13 protein-coding genes are annotated in these 16,927 nt (G+C 65.1%); 11 read left to right on the top strand and 2 right to left on the bottom strand.

Annotation, left to right across the window (positions count from 1 at the left end; all coding sequences use genetic code 11):
- Positions 1-178: 178 nt before the first annotated feature.
- Together ATC04_RS02475 and ATC04_RS02480 are read right to left on the bottom strand one after the other, a co-directional pair.
- A complete protein-coding gene (locus ATC04_RS02475; RefSeq protein WP_047120278.1) occupies positions 179-1,162 on the bottom strand; it encodes a M56 family metallopeptidase in 984 nt (327 codons plus the stop codon).
- Complete coding sequence (locus tag ATC04_RS02480) at positions 1,159-1,533, bottom strand: BlaI/MecI/CopY family transcriptional regulator (RefSeq protein WP_047120277.1); 375 nt, start codon at positions 1,531-1,533, stop codon at positions 1,159-1,161. The genes ATC04_RS02475 and ATC04_RS02480 overlap by 4 nt, the downstream gene beginning before the upstream one ends.
- Before the next feature lie 167 nt (positions 1,534-1,700).
- Here ATC04_RS02480 and ATC04_RS02485 point away from each other — a divergent pair, with 167 nt between their 5' ends.
- From ATC04_RS02485 to ATC04_RS02535, 11 genes are all read left to right on the top strand, one after another.
- The gene (locus ATC04_RS02485; protein ID WP_047120276.1) at positions 1,701-2,450 is read left to right on the top strand and encodes a thioredoxin domain-containing protein; all 750 of its coding nucleotides are present in this window, start codon (positions 1,701-1,703) and stop codon (positions 2,448-2,450) included.
- On the top strand, positions 2,450-3,340 hold the full coding sequence (locus ATC04_RS02490) for a cytochrome c biogenesis CcdA family protein (RefSeq protein WP_047120275.1): 891 nt from the start codon (positions 2,450-2,452) through the stop codon (positions 3,338-3,340). Before ATC04_RS02485 ends, ATC04_RS02490 begins: the two co-directional genes overlap by 1 nt.
- A gap of 203 nt (positions 3,341-3,543) precedes the next feature.
- Positions 3,544-5,277, top strand: a complete 1,734-nt coding sequence (locus tag ATC04_RS02495; protein WP_047120274.1) for an ABC transporter ATP-binding protein — start codon at positions 3,544-3,546, stop codon at positions 5,275-5,277.
- The gene (locus ATC04_RS02500) at positions 5,278-7,386 is read left to right on the top strand and encodes an ABC transporter ATP-binding protein (RefSeq protein WP_047120273.1); all 2,109 of its coding nucleotides are present in this window, start codon (positions 5,278-5,280) and stop codon (positions 7,384-7,386) included.
- A 287-nt stretch (positions 7,387-7,673) separates the two neighbouring features.
- The gene (locus ATC04_RS02505; RefSeq protein WP_047120272.1) at positions 7,674-9,881 is read left to right on the top strand and encodes an acyl-CoA dehydrogenase; all 2,208 of its coding nucleotides are present in this window, start codon (positions 7,674-7,676) and stop codon (positions 9,879-9,881) included.
- Between the two features lie 109 nt (positions 9,882-9,990).
- On the top strand, positions 9,991-12,144 hold the full coding sequence (locus tag ATC04_RS02510) for an acetate--CoA ligase family protein (RefSeq protein ID WP_047120271.1): 2,154 nt from the start codon (positions 9,991-9,993) through the stop codon (positions 12,142-12,144).
- A gap of 82 nt (positions 12,145-12,226) precedes the next feature.
- On the top strand, positions 12,227-12,832 hold the full coding sequence (locus ATC04_RS02515) for a TetR/AcrR family transcriptional regulator (protein ID WP_047120270.1): 606 nt from the start codon (positions 12,227-12,229) through the stop codon (positions 12,830-12,832).
- A gap of 49 nt (positions 12,833-12,881) precedes the next feature.
- Positions 12,882-13,694, top strand: a complete 813-nt coding sequence (locus ATC04_RS02520) for a VOC family protein (RefSeq protein WP_047120269.1) — start codon at positions 12,882-12,884, stop codon at positions 13,692-13,694.
- Positions 13,695-13,739: 45 nt separating this feature from the next.
- Positions 13,740-14,945 carry a thiolase family protein gene (locus ATC04_RS02525; protein WP_047120268.1) on the top strand — a complete coding sequence of 402 codons (1,206 nt, stop codon included), beginning with the start codon at positions 13,740-13,742 and terminating at the stop codon, positions 14,943-14,945.
- Positions 14,946-14,962: 17 nt separating this feature from the next.
- Positions 14,963-15,397, top strand: coding sequence for an OB-fold domain-containing protein (locus ATC04_RS02530; protein ID WP_047120267.1), 435 nt, complete (start codon positions 14,963-14,965; stop codon positions 15,395-15,397).
- Positions 15,394-16,860, top strand: a complete 1,467-nt coding sequence (locus ATC04_RS02535) for an aldehyde dehydrogenase family protein (RefSeq protein WP_047120266.1) — start codon at positions 15,394-15,396, stop codon at positions 16,858-16,860. Before ATC04_RS02530 ends, ATC04_RS02535 begins: the two co-directional genes overlap by 4 nt.
- Positions 16,861-16,927 lie beyond the last annotated feature (67 nt).

Raw genomic sequence — 16,927 nt, forward strand, 5'->3', positions numbered from 1 at the left:
ATCCCGGCGAGCCAAAACCATAGTGAAGCCACTTCAAGCTCGGTGACAACGTGAAATGGGGCTTGTTCTAACAAGTTCCGTTTAAGTTAAGACCTTGTCCATTCAAGGCGCTTTGAATCTACCTGCCGTTTCCCGATTGTCCTTGTGAGCGGTGGTTAACCTTATATGAACAGGTTGCCTACCAGCAGCCTTGGAGCAGTGCTTGGAGGTAGGGGGTGCAGATGGCCAGCCATGCGGCGCCGAGCAGCGCGAAGCAGAGCGTCAGTGCGAGCGCGGGCCGAAAATTCGTCTTCCCAGCGTGCGCGCCGACTAGCTGCTGGATGCGTCCGGATCCTGCAGCGTTAAGCACTGCCACGCCTTGCCGTTCAGCTGGCATGGAGGGAGCGGAACCGCCACCCATTTTCAGCAGTGCCGAAGCCAAGGTGGCGGTGTCGACCTCACGCTGGGCGGCGTTGTCAGCGGCGATCTCCTGCAGTTCCGCAATGCTTTGAAGCGTGGCTGAAACCAGCGGGATGCGACGTACCAGCAGCGGCAATGCCTCGAGGATCTGGCTGGTGAGATGGTGCCGCTGGGACAGGTGCGCTTTTTCATGGGCAAGCACCCCGGCAAGTTCGTTCTCGTTGAGCTGATGCAACGTCTGCGTGGAGAGGACTATTCCACCCCTGCGTGCAGGAAAGGTGAAGGCCAGCGGGCGGGAATCCGGGACGACGAGCACCGTGGCTCCGGCAATGGTTCGGGGCTCTCCCTGGGCGTGTAGATCCCGAGATAACTGTTCGGTGCTGCGCTCGGTGCGGACCAAGCGCACCAAACCGATGGCGATCAAGCCAGCCAAGGCCAGCAGCGAGAAAGAAATGGTCAGCAACGCCGGCGGGGCCCAAGGCAGCTGGGCGGATGCGAACGGGTTGGTTGCCTGCAGGCAGCTAACGCAGATCTGCGAAGCTCGGTCCGAGAGGATCTGCGGGCCGGTGCCTGCCCAGACCAGCAGCGGCGCCAGTGACAGGGCGGCGGCGATCCAGAGGAATATTCCGGTTCCCAGCAGCCCGACGGCGATCCGGGGTCGGCGCCTGAACGACGGTCCGGCGGCGTGAACGAGCTTCGGTCCCCATGCGCCAAGCGCAATCAGACCGGCGGCCAGGACCAGGGCGATGACCAGCGCCGTCATGCGTCGGTCCCCGGCTGGGGCGAGTCGAGGAATCCCCGGAGCAGCTCGATTTCCTCGGCGGACATCGACTGAACGAAAAAGCGCATGGAGGCTGCACGATCCCCGCCGGTCTCCAGCGCATGGGACATCACGCTCGCCGCATGCTCTTCACGGCCTACAACGGCCCGGTAGCTCACGGATTTGCCCTGGCCACGCAGCGGCGCGACCAGTTCCTTGCGTTCAAGGTTTCCCAGCACGGTGGCGATCGTGGTGTACGCCAGGTCGCGTTCAAGGTGATTGATGATCTGTCGAATGGTGCACGAGCCTGCCTGCCACAGGACGTTCAGAACCTGGGATTCAAGTGGTCCCAGCCGCTGGGGCTCGCTAGTCATTGCGCTCCGATCCGAGAGACTTTCACGTTGTCCTGAGGGTTGACGATAGCACCCATTGATCGGTGCGACTGGCCGCCGTTTCTTTACTATGACACATAGTCGACTATGCTTCATAGTAAATTATGGCAGATGCAGGCTTCGCGGGACCTAGACATCAAGGAGAGCTCATGGAAAACCAGACTGAGGCAAAGCCGAAACGCCGGTGGGCCGGCCTGGTCCTGGCCTTGGTGGCCATCGCCGCACTGGTCTTCGTGGCCTTGAATCTGGGAAATATCAATTCCGACGGACAAGCCGCACCGAATGACCAGTCGGCCGTCCAGCAGCCGGGGGAGCAGACCGGCGCAACGGAGGAGATGCCGGACCTGACCCAGTTCGAGCTGCGTGCAGCTGACGATTTGCTGGCCGCCGGACCGGTAGACGCGCCGGTGGGGATCGTGGTCTTCTCCGACTACCAGTGCAAGTTCTGCGCCAAGTGGTCGACCGAAACCCTCCCGCAGGTTCTGGACTACGCCAAGGACGGCAAGGTCCGCATCGAATGGCGCGACGTCAACATCTTCGGCGAGGATTCCGAACGGGCATCGCTGGCTTCCTACGCCGCGGCCAAACAGGGCAAGTTCTGGGAATACCACGACGAACTGTTTGCCGGAAGCGCCATCCGCAAGGGCGCGGATCTGAGCGAAAAGTCGCTGACCGGGCTCGCAGCCGAACTCGGCCTGGACACGGAACAATTCGCCAAGGACCTGAAGTCGGAACAAGCCGCAACCGTGATCGAGGGCAATGCGCAGCTCGGGTTGCAGCTGGGCGTCTACTCGACCCCTGCATTCCTGATTGACGGTGAGCCGGTCATGGGTGCCCAGCCCAAGGACGTGTTCATCGACAAGATCGAGTCCGCGCTGGCTGCCCAGGACGCCAACTAATGGATATCGGCCTGCTCTCGGCGTTCCTCGGGGGGATGCTGGCGCTGCTCAGCCCATGCAGTGCGCTGTTGCTGCCGGCGTTCTTCGCTTCCACCGTCGGCAGCGGGCCGCGCCTGTATATTCACGGGCTTGTTTTCTACCTCGGCCTCGCAGTGGTGCTGGTTCCCGCAGGCCTGGGCATGGGCGCGGTGGGGCTGTTCCTCGCGACCCAACGAGATCTGATTGTCCTCATTGTCTCGCTGATGCTCATCATCATGGGTGTCCTGTACTTTTTCGGCGTCGGTTTCGACCTGGCCCGCTGGATTCCGGGCATGTCCAAGCTCCAGCATCGGGCCAGCGGGGGCAAGGGCATGCTGAAGACGTTGGCCTTGGGCGCTGTCGGCGGCGTCTCCGGTTTTTGCGCAGGACCGATCCTCGGGGCAATGCTCACCCTCGCCGCGGTCCAGGGCGATGCGGTTTCCGGTGGCGTGCTGCTGGCCGTTTATGGTGCGGGCATGGTGGTGCCGATGTTCATCCTGGCGCGGATCTGGAACCGGCTCGACGCGGGCGGCCGCAGCAAATTACGCGGACGCACCGTGAAGATCTTCGGGCGTGAACTGCACGTGATCTCGATGGCCACCGGCATCCTGCTGATTGTGGTCGGGGTGGTCTTCTGGCTGACCAATGGCCTGATATCCGCTCCCCAGCTGGTGCCGCTCGAGGTGCAGGACTGGCTGCAGCAAAACAGCGCCGCGCTGTCGAGCCCGCTGGTGGATGTCGCGGCCTTGGCGGTCCTGGCCGCCGTCGTGTTCTGGCTGTGGTTTCGACGCGGCACGAGCCCTGAACGGGAGACTGCCCAGCAGGCGGATTCCGCGCCCGACGACGCCGCATGGGAAGGCCGACAGGGGTAATTCCCGTGGCCCAACTCACGGCAAATTCTGGTGTGATTTTTCCCGGAATTCCGCGGGATTTCACTAATTGGTGAAAATCAATCGCAAGGATGACTTCACATGTCGATTGCGGGGGTTAGACTAGCAATCGCTCTTATTTCGCCATGCCCCTAACCCGGAGGGAGATGGCGTCATGGAGCCCGATGCTAGCGAGGACAAACCCGATGCTTCTGAAGCTCATCCTGAAACATTCAAAACCTTATTCGGCATGGATTACAGCGGTCGTAATCCTGCAGTTGGCCACCACCATGGCCACGCTTTACCTTCCAAGCCTTAACGCCAAGATCATCGACGTCGGCGTGGTCAACGCAGATATCGACTACATCTGGCGCACCGGCGGCCTGATGCTGATCGTGGCCTTGGTCCAGGTGGCCACCGCCGTGGCCGCCGTGTACTTCGGCGCCAAGACCTCGATGAGTATCGGACGCGATATCCGCCAAGCGGTGTTCGAGAAGGTCTCCACGTTCTCCGCCCAGGACGTCAACAAGTTCGGTGCGGCAACCCTGATCACCCGCGGCACCAACGACGTGCAGCAGATCCAGATGCTGACCTTGATGGCGTTGAACTTCATGATCAATGCACCGATCATGTCAGTGGGCGGCGTCATCATGGCGATCCGGGAAGATCCGGGGCTGTCCTGGCTGGTCTGGGTCTCGGTGCCGGTGGTGCTGATTGTCGTCGGCCTGCTGGTCATCAAGCTCATGCCGTTGTTCCGCGACATGCAGGTTCGCATCGACGGGATCAACGGCGTGCTGCGCGAGCAGATCACCGGCATCCGCGTGGTGCGCGCCTTCGTCCGCGAGAAGCATGAAACCGAACGCTACGCCGACGCCAACCAGAAGCTGACCGACCTCGGCGTGAAGGTCGGAAACCTGTTTGTGCTGATGTTCCCGGCGATCACCATGATCCTGCACCTGTCCACCGCCGCGGTGCTGTGGTTCGGCGGACACCGCGTAGACAACGGCGACGTGGAAATCGGCGCGCTGACCGCATTCCTGCAGTACCTGCTCCAGATCCTGATGGCCGTCATGATGGGTACCTTCATGGCCATGATGGTTCCTCGCGCCATGGTTTCGGCAGACCGCATCAGCGAAGTGCTGGATACCGATCCGAGCATGCGCGACGCCCAGGAACACAACACCCTGCTGCCTGAGCCGGGCACCGTCGAGTTCCGCAACGTGACCTTCGGATACCCGGGTGCCGAAGCGCCGGTGCTGTCCAACATCTCCTTCACCGCGAAGCCGGGACAGACCACCGCGATCATCGGATCCACCGGCTCCGGGAAAACCACCTTGCTGAACCTGATTCCGCGGCTCTACGACACCACCGAGGGCGAAATCCTGGTGGGCGGCATGCCGCTGAAGCAGCTGGGACGCGAGACCATCTCGCAGAACATCTCCGCGGTGCCGCAGCGCCCGTACCTGTTCTCCGGAACCATCGCCAGCAACCTGCGCTTTGGCGCGCAGGACGCCAGCGAGGACGACCTGTGGGATGCGCTGCGCGTGGCCCAGGCCGAGGACTTCGTGCTCGAACGCGAAGGCCAGCTGGAATCCGGCGTATCCCAGGGCGGAACCAACGTTTCCGGCGGCCAGCGCCAGCGCCTGTGCATCGCCCGCGCCCTGGCCGCCAAGCCGAAGACCTATCTCTTCGACGACTCGTTCTCCGCGTTGGACGTCAACACCGATGCCAAGCTGCGCGCGGCACTGGTCGAGCCGACCAAGGACGCGGCGGTCATCATCGTCGCCCAGCGCGTCTCCACAATCACCGGCGCGGACCAGATCCTGGTCCTCGACCACGGCGAGATCGTCGCGCGGGGAACCCACGAGGAACTGCTTGAATCCTCGGAAACCTATCAGGAAATCGTGACGTCCCAGCTCAGCGTGGAGGAGGTGGCCTAAATGGCGAAGAAGCAGAACAAGAGCGGATCCGCTGCCAACAGCACCGACACCATGGCGGACCTGGACGCCGAGCTGGCGGCAGTCGATGAGTTCGACGCCGCAGCCGGCTCGGACGACTGGAGCGGCGGCGCGCCGGTCCGCAAGGCGCAGCACTTCTGGCCGTCGGCCAAGCGCCTGATCGGGCTGATGTCTCCGTACAAGCTCGGCATGGTGGTCGTGTTCGCGCTGATCGCGGTGTACGTCGTGCTCTCCGTGGTTGCCCCGCGAGTACTCGGCAAGGCCATGGACGTGATCTTCGCCGGCATGATCGGCAAGAACATCCCGGCCGGGACTCCAGCTGATGTGATCATCCAGCAGCTGCGCGACTCCGGCCAAGGGACCCAGGCTGACATGCTGTCCAAGGTGGACTTCGTGCCTGGCCAAGGCATCGACTTCACCCAGCTGTCGCAGTACATCCTGATCGTGCTGTCCATGTACTTCATCGCCTCGGTCTTCTCCTGGGCCTCGGGCTGGTTGCTGAACCGCCTGGTGATGCGCGTGGTCTACAAGCTGCGCAAGGATGTGGAGGACAAGCTCAACCGGCTGCCGCTGAACTACTTCGACACCCGCCAGCGCGGCGACCTGCTTTCGCGCGTGACCAACGACGTGGACAATATCCAGAATGCGTTGCAGCAGGCGTTGAGCCAACTGGTGCAGTCTGTCATGACCGTGATCGGCATCGTGATCATGATGTTCGTGGTCTCCTGGCAGATGGCGCTGATCGCCCTGGTGGCGCTGCCGCTGTCCGCCGCGGCCGCCGGCATCATCGGCAGCCGGGCGCAGAAGTTGTTCACCGCGCAGTGGAAGAACACCGGCGCGCTGAACGGCCAGATCGAGGAGTCCTTCTCCGGCCACGAGCTGATGAAGGTCTTCGGCCGCGAGGACGACATGGTCGACCGCTTCACCGCACGCAACGAGGAGCTGTACAAGGCGAGCTTCGGCGCCCAGTTTGTCTCCGGCATGATCATGCCGGTCATGAACTTCGTGTCCTACCTGGCCTATGTCGGCATCGCTGTGGTCGGCGGCCTGCGTGTGGCTTCGGGCAGCATGAGCCTGGGCGACGCCACCGCGTTCATCCAGTACTCGCGCGAGTTCACCCAGCCGCTGGGCCAGATCGCCGGCGTGGCGAACATGCTGCAGTCCGGCGTGGCTTCGGCCGAGCGCACCTTCGAGCTGCTGGACGCCGAGGAGCAGGAGCCGGACCAGGCGTCTGCCACGCTGCCAGAACGCACCGACGGGCACGTTGCTTTCGAGAACGTGACCTTCTCCTACACCCCGGAAAAGCCGCTGATTGAGAACCTGTCCTTCGAGGCCGACCCGGGGCACACTGTCGCCATCGTGGGGCCGACGGGCGCAGGCAAGACCACGCTGGTGAACCTGGTGATGCGTTTCTACGAGCTGAACTCCGGGCGCATCCTCCTGGACGACCGCGACGTGACCGAGCTTTCCCGCGCGGACCTTCGCTCGAAGGTCGGCATGGTGCTCCAGGACGCGTGGCTGTTCGGCGGATCCATCATGGAGAACATCCGCTACGGCCGGCTGGACGCGACGGACGAGGAGGTCATCCAGGCCGCCAAGGCGACCTTCGTGGACCGCTTCGTGCGCGCGTTGCCCGACGGGTACGACACAGTGATCGACGAGGAAGGCACGAATGTCTCGGCCGGCGAGAAGCAGCTGATCACGATCGCCCGCGCGTTCGTGGCCAACCCGTCGCTGCTGATCCTGGACGAGGCAACCAGCTCCGTGGATACGCGCACCGAGCTGCTGGTGCAGCAGGCCATGGCTGCGCTGCGCAGCGACCGCACCAGCTTCGTGATCGCCCACCGCCTCTCCACGATCCGTGACGCCGACACCATCTTGGTGATGGAAGCCGGCCGCATCGTGGAGCAGGGCAACCACGAGCAACTGTTGGCGGCCAAGGGCGCGTACTACAACCTGTACCAGTCGCAGTTCGCCGGCCCGGCCGGGGACGTCGACGCCAACCCGGACGCGTTGGCGATCCCCGCCACCGGAGGAATTCCAGTGGTCGGCGCGCCGGCTCCGGAAGCCGGCCAAGGCCTGGATTCGTAGCAACCCGGCATAAATGGAAGCCGTGGTTGCGGAGGATTTTCGTCCTCCGCAACCACGGCTTCCGCTATTCCTCCGGGTGCTTGGACTCAAATCCCGGCAGGGAAAATGGTTGACATAAAAATTTTTTCGAGGGCGCGCAGTGATCAAAATTTTTGTTCACTTTTCCTCGCTCAGGGTGTTGCCTGACTCACAAACGTAAACTAGAGTCTAGTTTCAGTTATTAGCAATAGGTAATCCCGATCACACTGATTCCGGGGTTATGCAGTTCCCTGATTGGAGCACCGGAAATGGCCTTATCCTTGACCGAGGAACAGATTGATCTCGCGTCGGCAGTGGTTGACTTTACCCGCCGCAGCGTAGACACGATGACCACTCGGGACGAGCACGAGAAGTTGGCTACCGGTGCACTGCCAAGCTTCTGGACCGAAATGCTGGAGACCGGTCTGCACGCCCTGCACATCCCTGAGGAGCTCGGCGGCCAGGGCGGAACGCTGGTGGAAACCGCCATCGTCATCGAGGAATTCGGCCACCGCTATGTCTCCGGCCCTTTCCTGCCGACCATGCTGGCCAGCGCCGCCGTCACCCTGGCCGAACCAAACGGCTACAACCAGCCAATCCTCGCGGACTTCGCCGAAGGCGCCACCGGAACCCTGGTGCTGGCCTCCGAACAGCTCAGGGTCGTGCAGATCGCCGAAGGCTGGGCCGTGGCCGGCCAGCTGCAGGTCATCGGCGCACTTGCCGCCAAGTACCTGGTGCTGGGATTCACCGTCGCGGATACCGCGCGCTACGCGGTGATCGAAGCTCAGGCCGCCGGGGTCTCCCTGGTTCCGGCCGAAGGCACCGACCTGGGCCGCGACGCAGCCACCCTGGTTCTGGACAACGTGGTCATTCCCGCCGACGCGGTGCTGGGCAACGCCACTGCCAGCAAGATCGCCGCGCTGCACGCAGGCTTCACCGGATCGGAAGCCGCCGGCATCATGCGCTGGGCCAGCGAGGAAAGCACCGAATACGCCAAGATCCGCGAACAGTTCAACACCCCGATCGGATCCTTCCAGGCCATCAAGCACAAGTGCGCCAACCTGGCGATCGCCGCCGAAATGGCCACCTCCGCCGCCTGGTCCGCCGTCGTGTCGGTCGGCCAGGACGAAGCCCAGCAGCACTTGGCCGCCGCCGGCGCGCTGGAAGCAGCGATTGTCCCATCTATTGAAGCAGTTACCGAAGCGATCACCATCCTCGGCGGCATCGGCTTCACCTGGGAGCACGACACCCACCTGTACTGGCGCCGCGCCATCAGCCTGAACGCGCTGAACGCGCCGCTGTCCGGCGAACTGGCGGCGGCCGGCGAAGCCGCGCTGCACACCGAACGCAAGATCGAGGTGGAGCTGGACGAGCCGGACCCCGAATTCCGCACCCGCATCGCCGCCCTGCTGGACACCGCGGCAGGCCTGCGCAACGAGCACGAAGCAGGACGCTGGTACTCCCGCGGCTCGCGCCGCAGCTTCCTGGCAGAGAACGGCCTGGCCGCTCCGCACTGGCCGGCCCCCTACGGACTGGGCGCCAGCCCGGCCGAACAGGTCATCATCTCCCAGGAATACGCCCGCCGCGACATGCTGCAGCCATCCTCGGTCATCGGCGAATGGGCCATGCCCACGATCCTCGCCTACGGCTCCGAAGAGATCAAGGAGAAGTTCGCGCTGCCCACGCTGAAGGGCGAACTGATCTGGTGCCAGCTGTTCTCCGAGCCCGGAGCCGGCAGCGACCTGGCAGGCCTGTCCACCCGCGCCGTCAAGGTCGACGGCGGCTGGAAGCTGACCGGCCAGAAGGTCTGGACCTCCGGAGCCCACGAAGCCCACTGGGGCATCTGCCTGGCCCGCACCGACGCCGAGGTCGCCAAGCATAAGGGCCTGAGCTACTTCTTGGTGGACATGTCAGCTCCCGGCCTGGACGTGCGCCCGCTGCGCCAGTCCAACGGAGAAGCCGAATTCAACGAGGTCTTCCTTGACGACGTGTTCGTCGCGGACGACTACCTGCTGGGGGAGCCTGGCCAGGGCTGGCGCATCACCGCCACCACCTTGCAGAACGAGCGCACCCAGATTTCCTCCGGCGTCTCGGTCGGCACCGAGGACGGGCTGCGCGAACTGATCTCCGGCGACAATTTCGTTGGAACCCGCGAGAACGCGCTGGAGGTGCTGGGCCGCGCCGCCGCGATCAGCACCGCCATCGGCGCGATGAACCTGCGCGAAACCCTGCGCCAGGTCAATGGCCTGCAGCCGGGGGCCGGCTCCTCGCTGGCCAAGGTGGCCCACGGCCGCCTGGCCCGCCAAGCCGCCGGGGACCTGCTGAAGCTTGCCGGCCCCGCGGCGCTCTTCGCCCACGCGCCGGCCGCCGCCGTCAATTCGCAGCTGACCATTCCGGCGGCGCTGATCGGCGGAGGCACCATCGAAATCCAGCTCAACGTGATTGCCGAGCGGATCCTGGGGCTGCCGCGCAGCTAACCCGCCCTTGCAGTACCCAGAGCTCGACCCTCCAGTATTCCTCCGGGCCCCCAGCCCGAAATGCGCCCGCCGCCGATGACGGAGCGCGCCGTGAAAGGACAACTAAGGCATGACCGCTGTGACCAATGAAATTCACACCGCAGGCCCCGTCACCCCGGGCCGTTTGCGGGAACTGCTTGAACCGCGCTCGATCGTGATCATCGGGGCGAACAGCAAGTCCACCTGGTCCCACTTCGCCCACTCCAATCTCTTGGCCGCCGGCTTCGCCGGCGAGCTGTACCTGGTCAACCGCCGCGCCGAGGAATGCCACGGCCAGGCCTCCTACGCCAGCATCGCGGATCTTCCCGAAGCCCCGGAACTGGCCATCGTGCTCACCGGCACCAACTCTCTGCCTCAGATCCAGGAACAGTGCATCGAGCGCGGCATCCGCAATCTGATCGTGCTGGCCTCCGGGCTGGGCGAAGCAGGGGAAGAAGGCCAAGCGCTGCAGCAGCAGCTGGTGGACCGCGCCCGCGAAGCCGACCAGCTGATCCTGGGCCCGAACAACCTGGGATTCATCAACGCGCATGCAAAGGTCGCGTCCTTCGCCCATATGACCGAGCTGCCGCTGGTGGCCGGCGGGGTGGGCGTGGCAAGCCAGTCCGGCGCACTGGCCATCTACCTGCTGCCGTACATGGCAAGCCGCGGGGTGGGCACCTCGATTTCCGTAACCGTGGGCAACGAAGCCATGATCTCCGCCATCGACGTCATGTCGCTGCTGGTGGATGACGAGAACACCAAGGTCATCGCCGCCTACCTGGAACAGGTCACCGACACCGAGCAGTTCCTGGACGTGGCCCGCCGCGCCCGCGAGGCCGGCAAGCCGATCGTGCTGTTCAAGGCCGGCGCCTCCGAGGCCTCCGCCAAGGCCGCCGCCGCGCACACCGGCTCGCTGGCCGGGGACGACAAGATCTTCGACGCGGTCTGCAAGCAGTTCGGCGTGATCCGCGTGGCGAACATCGAGGATCTGGTGGCCACCGCAGGCATCCTCGAATCCTACGGCGCGCTGCCCGGCCCGCGCTTCGGCGTGGTCACCGGCTCCGGCGCGATGTGCGCGCTGGTCGCGGACAAGGCCGAGGCCGCCGGCCTGCAGCTGCCCGCCCCCGCAGAGTCCACCGTGCGCCAGCTGCGCGAAGACGGCCTGCCTGAATTCGCCGCGGTGAACAACCCGATGGACACCACCGGCTACATTTCCGTGGACCCATCCATCCTCACCAAGGCCGGGGACGCGTTCATCAACGACGAGAACTTCGACTTCGTGGTGCTGAACACCTCCTGGCCTAACAACCAGTTCATGGTGGACCTGGGCAAGCCGACCCAGGAGGGCCTGCACCGCCAGCTCAAGGGCTCGGCCAAGCCGGTGGTGGCCATGAGCTTCCTGCCCACCGAGGTCAACGAGTTCGCGCGCAGCTTCGCCGCCGAGCACGGTCTGCCGCACGCCTCGGACTCCTTCGACCGCGGCATCGAAGCCGCCGGGCACAGCGTCTGGTGGGGGCAGCGCACCGCGCAGCTGTCCGCCGAGCCGAAGCTGGAGGCTCCGGCCGCCATCGCCAAGCCAGAAGGCGCCGAGCACTGGACCGAAATCGAGACCGGTGACTTCCTGCGCGAACAGGGTGTGCCCTACGTGCCGGGACGTGTTGTCACCTCCGCCGCGGACGCCGTGGCTACCGCACAGGAGATCGGCTACCCGGTGGTGCTGAAGGTCGCCAGCGAGGACATCGCCCACAAGACCGAGGTCGGGGGCGTGCGCCTGATGCTCAAGGACGCCACCGAGGTGTCCGAGGCCTATGAATTCATCGTGGATTCCGTGGCCAGGCTGGCTCCGGACGCGCAGGTCCAGGGTGTGGCGGTCTCGCCGATGCGCCCTGCCGGCAACGAGCTGCTGGTCGGCATCATCACCGACCCGCAGTGGGGTAAGGTGCTGGCCGTCGGCTTCGGCGGCGTGCTGGTGGAGATCCTGAAGGATTCCGCGCTGCGCCTGCTGCCGGTCAGCCCGGAGGAGATCCGCCGCATGCTCGAATCGCTGCGCGGCATCGACCTGCTCAAGGGCTTCCGCGGCAGCGAGCCCACCGATCTGGACAAGCTCGCGCAGGTGATCTTCCAGATCACCCAGGTCGCCCAGGGGCTGGGTGAGGATCTTGAAGAACTTGAAATCAATCCGCTGCGGGTTGCCGGAAACCAGATTGAGGCGCTGGACGCCCTGATCCGCTGGAAGGACCGGTAAATGAATACCGGTGATAGGCAATTCGCCCAAAACTTGGTGATACCGTGGGAATCCACGGCACACACCACTTACGAGGCACATCATGGCAGGAACCATTTCCACGGAGCAGGCAGAGCTTCCGGCCTACCAGGTCGTCAGGCGCCAGCGCATCATCGATGCGGGCAAGGACCTGCTGCGGGTGCAGGACTACGACTCGATCCAGATCCGCGACGTGGCCTCCGAAGCGAACGTCGCGCTGGGCACGCTGTACCGGTACTTCAATTCCAAGGAACACCTGTACGCGAACGTGGTCTACGACTGGGCGTTGCCCTTCGCCCAGCGGACGGCGGCTCCGGATGCCGGGCTGAGCACCACGGAAGTGATCTCCCGCAGGCTGCGCAATGCCTTGAGCAGCTTCGAGAAGCACCCGTACTTCTACAAGGCGATCCTGCAGCTGCGCAGCAGCACCGCGGAGGACGTCGCCCCGGTCATGGCCCGGCTCGGCGAGGTGCTGGAAGCACCGATCCGCGAGGCAATGAGCGCTCTGGACGATGCGGAAGCCGCGGACATCACCGTGATGGTGTGGGCGCTGCTGCTGGACGTCGTCTCGCGGGTGATTCTGAAGGACAAGACCATGGAACAGGCCTACGGGGTGCTCGACCGCTTCGTGGCGCTGATCCAGCACCGTCTGGAGCAGGCCGAAGCCTAGGCCGCAGCCCTTTCCCTTCCAGTTCCATCTCCCGTCTCGGGGGTGTCTCATGAGCGCCCTCGAACTGGACCATGTCGCCTTCGCCGTGCCTTCCTGGCATTCCGCCGGAGACAGCGTGCACCGCGCGCTCGGCGCCCGCTGGGTCTCGGGATTCCACCAGGGTGCCTTCAGCCCCTGCCAGCTGGAACTGGCCGAGGGCATGCGCCTGGAACTGCTGCAGCCTCCCGCAGACGGCGGCGGTTTCGTCGCCGAGCACCTGGCCCGCAGCCACGGCGCAGCCAACCCGCACCACATCACCTTCAAGGTGGCGGACATCCATGCCTCGATGACCCTCGCCCGCGCGGCCGGGGTGCGCACCATCCTGGAAAACCTGGACAACCAGTGGTGGAAGGAGCTGTTCCTCCACCCCAAGGACACCGGACTGGGTTTCCTGGTTCAGCTGGTGCAGACCGAGCTGACCCTGGACGGACAGGACGAGATCACCGCGCCCGGTGCGGTCGACTGCCCCTGGGACGAACAACCCCGGGCACAGAATCCGCCGCAGCGGCTGGACTTCATCGCCGGCCGCATCCGTTCCGCGGCCCAGGCCCGGCTGGTGCTGGGCACGGTGCTCGGCGCCCAGGTGATGAACCTGGAAGACGACCCGCAGACCCTCATGTTCTCCTGGCCGCTGGGCTCCAGCCTGGTGCTCCAGGTCGACGAGCAGGCCGAACCGGGACTGCAGGCCCTGTCCTTCACCGACCCCGCGCTGCCCGCACCGATCATGGACGCCGGCCAGCTGCAGGCGCTGCGCGAATCCGGGAGCAGGTTCGAGGCCCTGGGCCTGGACATCCTCGCCGGCCAGCACGCGCCCGCCGCCTGACACACGAACTTCACCATCAAAGAATTAGCACTAAGGAGTCACCCCATGGGACTGAGAGGCGAAGCCGCCATCCTCGGCTACTGCGAACTTCCACCGCAGCGAAAGCTCACCCGCGAACCGTCGTTCAACCTGGAGCAGTGGGCCCGGCTGTCCAAGGCCGCGCTGGATGACGCCGGACTGTCCGCCACGGACGTCAACGGCGTGATCACCCCGCTGATCGGGGAGGCGGACATGTTCGTTCCATCCACCGTCACCGAATACCTGGGCATCGACGCGAACTTCGCGGAGATCGTCGATCTGGGTGGCGCGGGATCCGCGGCCGGCATCTGGCGCGCCGCGGCCGCCGTGGAGCTGGGCCTGTGCGACGCGGTGCTGGTGACCTTCCCCGGCACCCACCACTTCCCGATGGACGACCGCAAGCCGTTCGTGATGGACGACAAGATGCACTTCGGGGCTTCCTCCAACGCCTTCGGCTCCCCACAGGCCGAGTTCGAGATCCCCTACGGCAACCTGGGCCAGAACGGCCCCTACGGGCAGATCGCCAAGCGCTACGGCTACGAGTTCGGCTACGACGAGCGGGCCATGGCCAAGATCGCCGTGGACCAGCGCACCAACGCCTGTGCCACCCCGGAGGCGGTGTTCCACGGCCAGCCGATCACCGTGGCCGACGTGTTGAACTCGCCGATGATCGCCGACCCGCTGCACATGCTTGAAATCGTCATGCCCTGCCAGGGCGGCGCGGCAGTGGTGGTGGGCAACGCGGATCTGGCCCGCAAGTCCAAGAACCGCCCGGTGTGGATCACCGGCTTCGGTGAACGCGTGCCCTACAAGACCCCGACCTACGCCCGCGACCTGATGACCTCGCCGATGGTGCACGCCGCCGAGCAGGCGTTCTCCATGGCAGGCATCACCCGCTCCGAGGTGGACATGGTCTCCATCTACGACTGCTACTCCATCACCGTGCTGATGAGCCTGGAAGACGCGGGCTTCGCGGAAAAGGGCAAGGGCATGGACTTCGTGACCAACCACGATCTGACCTTCCGCGGGGACTTCCCGATGAACACCGCCGGCGGGCAGCTGTCCTTCGGCCAGGCCGGTGTGGCAGGCGGCATGCACCACGTCATCGACGGGGCGCGCCAGATCATGGGCCGCGCCAACGCCGCCCAGGTGGCCGACTGCAACCGCGCGTTCGTCAGCGGCAACGGCGGCATCATGAGCGAGCAGACCGCGCTGATCCTGCAGGGCGACTAGAAAGGGAAAACCAGAAAATGACCACCTACACCCCGGAAACCCTGTCCCGGCCGCTGCCGGTTCCGACCCCGTTGACCCGCCCGTTCTGGGACGCCCTTGCCGAGCGCAAGATCCGCATCCAGTACTCGCCGTCCCTGGGGGAGTACATCTTCTACCCGCGCCCGCTGGCCCCGCGCACCCTGGCCGACGACCTTGAATGGCGCGAGATCTCCGGCGCCGGCACGCTGTACACCTACACCGTGGCCACCCGCCCGCCAGCCGCCCATTTCGCCTCGGCCGGGGAAATGATCCTGGCCATCGTCCAGTGGGACGAGGGACCGAAGTTCTCCACCGAAATCGTCAACGCCGACCCGGCGCAGCTGGAGATCGGCATGCGCGTCCGCCCGGTCTTCTGCGACCACCCCGAGGGAGACATCACCATGCTTCGCTACGAACCGGAGACCAACTCATGAGCGTCGAAACTGGCATCCAGCTGCCTGCCCCGTCCCTGCGCATCGGTGCGCAGGTGATCCTTCAGGGCGACACCACCCACGAGCACATCGACCCTGCCACCGGGAAGGTCAACGGCCTGGTGCCCATGGCCTCCACGGAACAGATCGACCAGGCCGTGCAGTCAGCCCACTCCGCCTTCCTGGAATGGCGCGCGTTGCCCGCCAGCCAGCGCTCGCGCAAGCTGATGAAGCTCGCCGAGCTCATGGAGGAGAACACCGAGCTGCTGGCCGCCGCAGGCATGGCGGACAACGGCGCCCCGCGCATCACCGCGGGGAACATGGTCGGCGCCGCAGTGGAATGGACCCGCTACTACGCAGGCTGGGCGGACAAGCTGCCGCTGGGCCGCATCACCAGCAACGGCGGGGCCGGCGGATCCTTCGGCCACACGCTGCGCCAGCCCTACGGCGTCATCGGCGCCATCATCACCTGGAACGCGCCGCTGATGTCCCTGGCCATGAAGGTCCCGGCGGCCCTGGCCGCCGGCAACACCGTGGTCATCAAGCCCAGCGAGCTGACCCCGTTCACCCCGACCGTCTTCGCGGACCTGGCCCGCGAGGCGGGGATCCCGGACGGCGTGATCAACATCGTTCCCGGCGGCCCGCAGGCCGGCGCCGCACTGGTCGAGCACCGCCTGGTCAAGAAGATCACCTTCACCGGGGGTCCGGCCACCGCGCAAATCATCGCCGCCTCCTGCGCCAAGACCTTCAAGCCGATGATCCTGGAACTGGGCGGCAAGTCCGCCAACCTGGTCTTCGAAGACGCCGATCTGGACAAGGCCGCCGGCCACGCGGCATTCTTCGCCTTCGGCATGATGAGCGGCCAGGCCTGCGCGCTGCCGACCCGCCTGCTGGTGCAGGAATCGGTGTACGAGCAGTTCATTGAAAAGGTCGCGCAGGCCGCGGCGCAGTTCCCCATCGGGGATCCGGCCGGCGAATACACCATGTGCGGACCGGTCATCAACCAGGCCGCGATCGACCGCATCGACTCGATGCTCGGCGACGCGCTGGAAGAAGGTGGACGCCTGGTCACCGGCGGGCAGCGCCTGGGCGGGGATCTGGCCGAGGGCTTCTACTACCCGCCGACCATCGTGGCCGACGTGGAGCCGGATGGATCGCTAGCGCAGAACGAGGTGTTCGGCCCGGTGCTGGCGGTGATTCCGTTCCGCGATGAAGCGCATGCGCTGGAAATCGCGAACGGCACGGATTACGGACTTTCGGGGTACATCTGGACCTCTGATCTGGGACGCGGGCTGCGGCTGGCCGAGTCGATGGAGACCGGCGAGATCGCAGTCAACGGCGCCTTCAATGCCACGGCCGAACGCCCCTTCGGCGGCATCGGCCACTCAGGCATCGGAAACGAAGGCGGACTTGAAGGTCTGGAAGAGTTCTTCTGGACCAAGTCGGTGGGTATCGCAACCCACTAAAACAGCTGCCCGCTCGGCCAAGAACATCACCGCATGGCCTTGCCCGGGCGTCCTGTCCGGAGGGTGC

This window comes from Arthrobacter sp. YC-RL1, from assembly GCF_001454985.1.
GTDB classification, from domain to species: Bacteria; Actinomycetota; Actinomycetes; order Actinomycetales; family Micrococcaceae; genus Glutamicibacter; species Glutamicibacter soli.

Coding starts and splice junctions, on each gene's coding strand:
- ATC04_RS02475 (WP_047120278.1), bottom strand. CDS start 1,162: ATGACGGCGCTGGTCATCGCCCTGGTCCTGGCCGCCGGTCTGATTGCG.
- ATC04_RS02480 (WP_047120277.1), bottom strand. CDS start 1,533: ATGACTAGCGAGCCCCAGCGGCTGGGACCACTTGAATCCCAGGTTCTG.
- ATC04_RS02485 (WP_047120276.1), top strand. CDS start 1,701: ATGGAAAACCAGACTGAGGCAAAGCCGAAACGCCGGTGGGCCGGCCTG.
- ATC04_RS02490 (WP_047120275.1), top strand. CDS start 2,450: ATGGATATCGGCCTGCTCTCGGCGTTCCTCGGGGGGATGCTGGCGCTG.
- ATC04_RS02495 (WP_047120274.1), top strand. CDS start 3,544: ATGCTTCTGAAGCTCATCCTGAAACATTCAAAACCTTATTCGGCATGG.
- ATC04_RS02500 (WP_047120273.1), top strand. CDS start 5,278: ATGGCGAAGAAGCAGAACAAGAGCGGATCCGCTGCCAACAGCACCGAC.
- ATC04_RS02505 (WP_047120272.1), top strand. CDS start 7,674: ATGGCCTTATCCTTGACCGAGGAACAGATTGATCTCGCGTCGGCAGTG.
- ATC04_RS02510 (WP_047120271.1), top strand. CDS start 9,991: ATGACCGCTGTGACCAATGAAATTCACACCGCAGGCCCCGTCACCCCG.
- ATC04_RS02515 (WP_047120270.1), top strand. CDS start 12,227: ATGGCAGGAACCATTTCCACGGAGCAGGCAGAGCTTCCGGCCTACCAG.
- ATC04_RS02520 (WP_047120269.1), top strand. CDS start 12,882: ATGAGCGCCCTCGAACTGGACCATGTCGCCTTCGCCGTGCCTTCCTGG.
- ATC04_RS02525 (WP_047120268.1), top strand. CDS start 13,740: ATGGGACTGAGAGGCGAAGCCGCCATCCTCGGCTACTGCGAACTTCCA.
- ATC04_RS02530 (WP_047120267.1), top strand. CDS start 14,963: ATGACCACCTACACCCCGGAAACCCTGTCCCGGCCGCTGCCGGTTCCG.
- ATC04_RS02535 (WP_047120266.1), top strand. CDS start 15,394: ATGAGCGTCGAAACTGGCATCCAGCTGCCTGCCCCGTCCCTGCGCATC.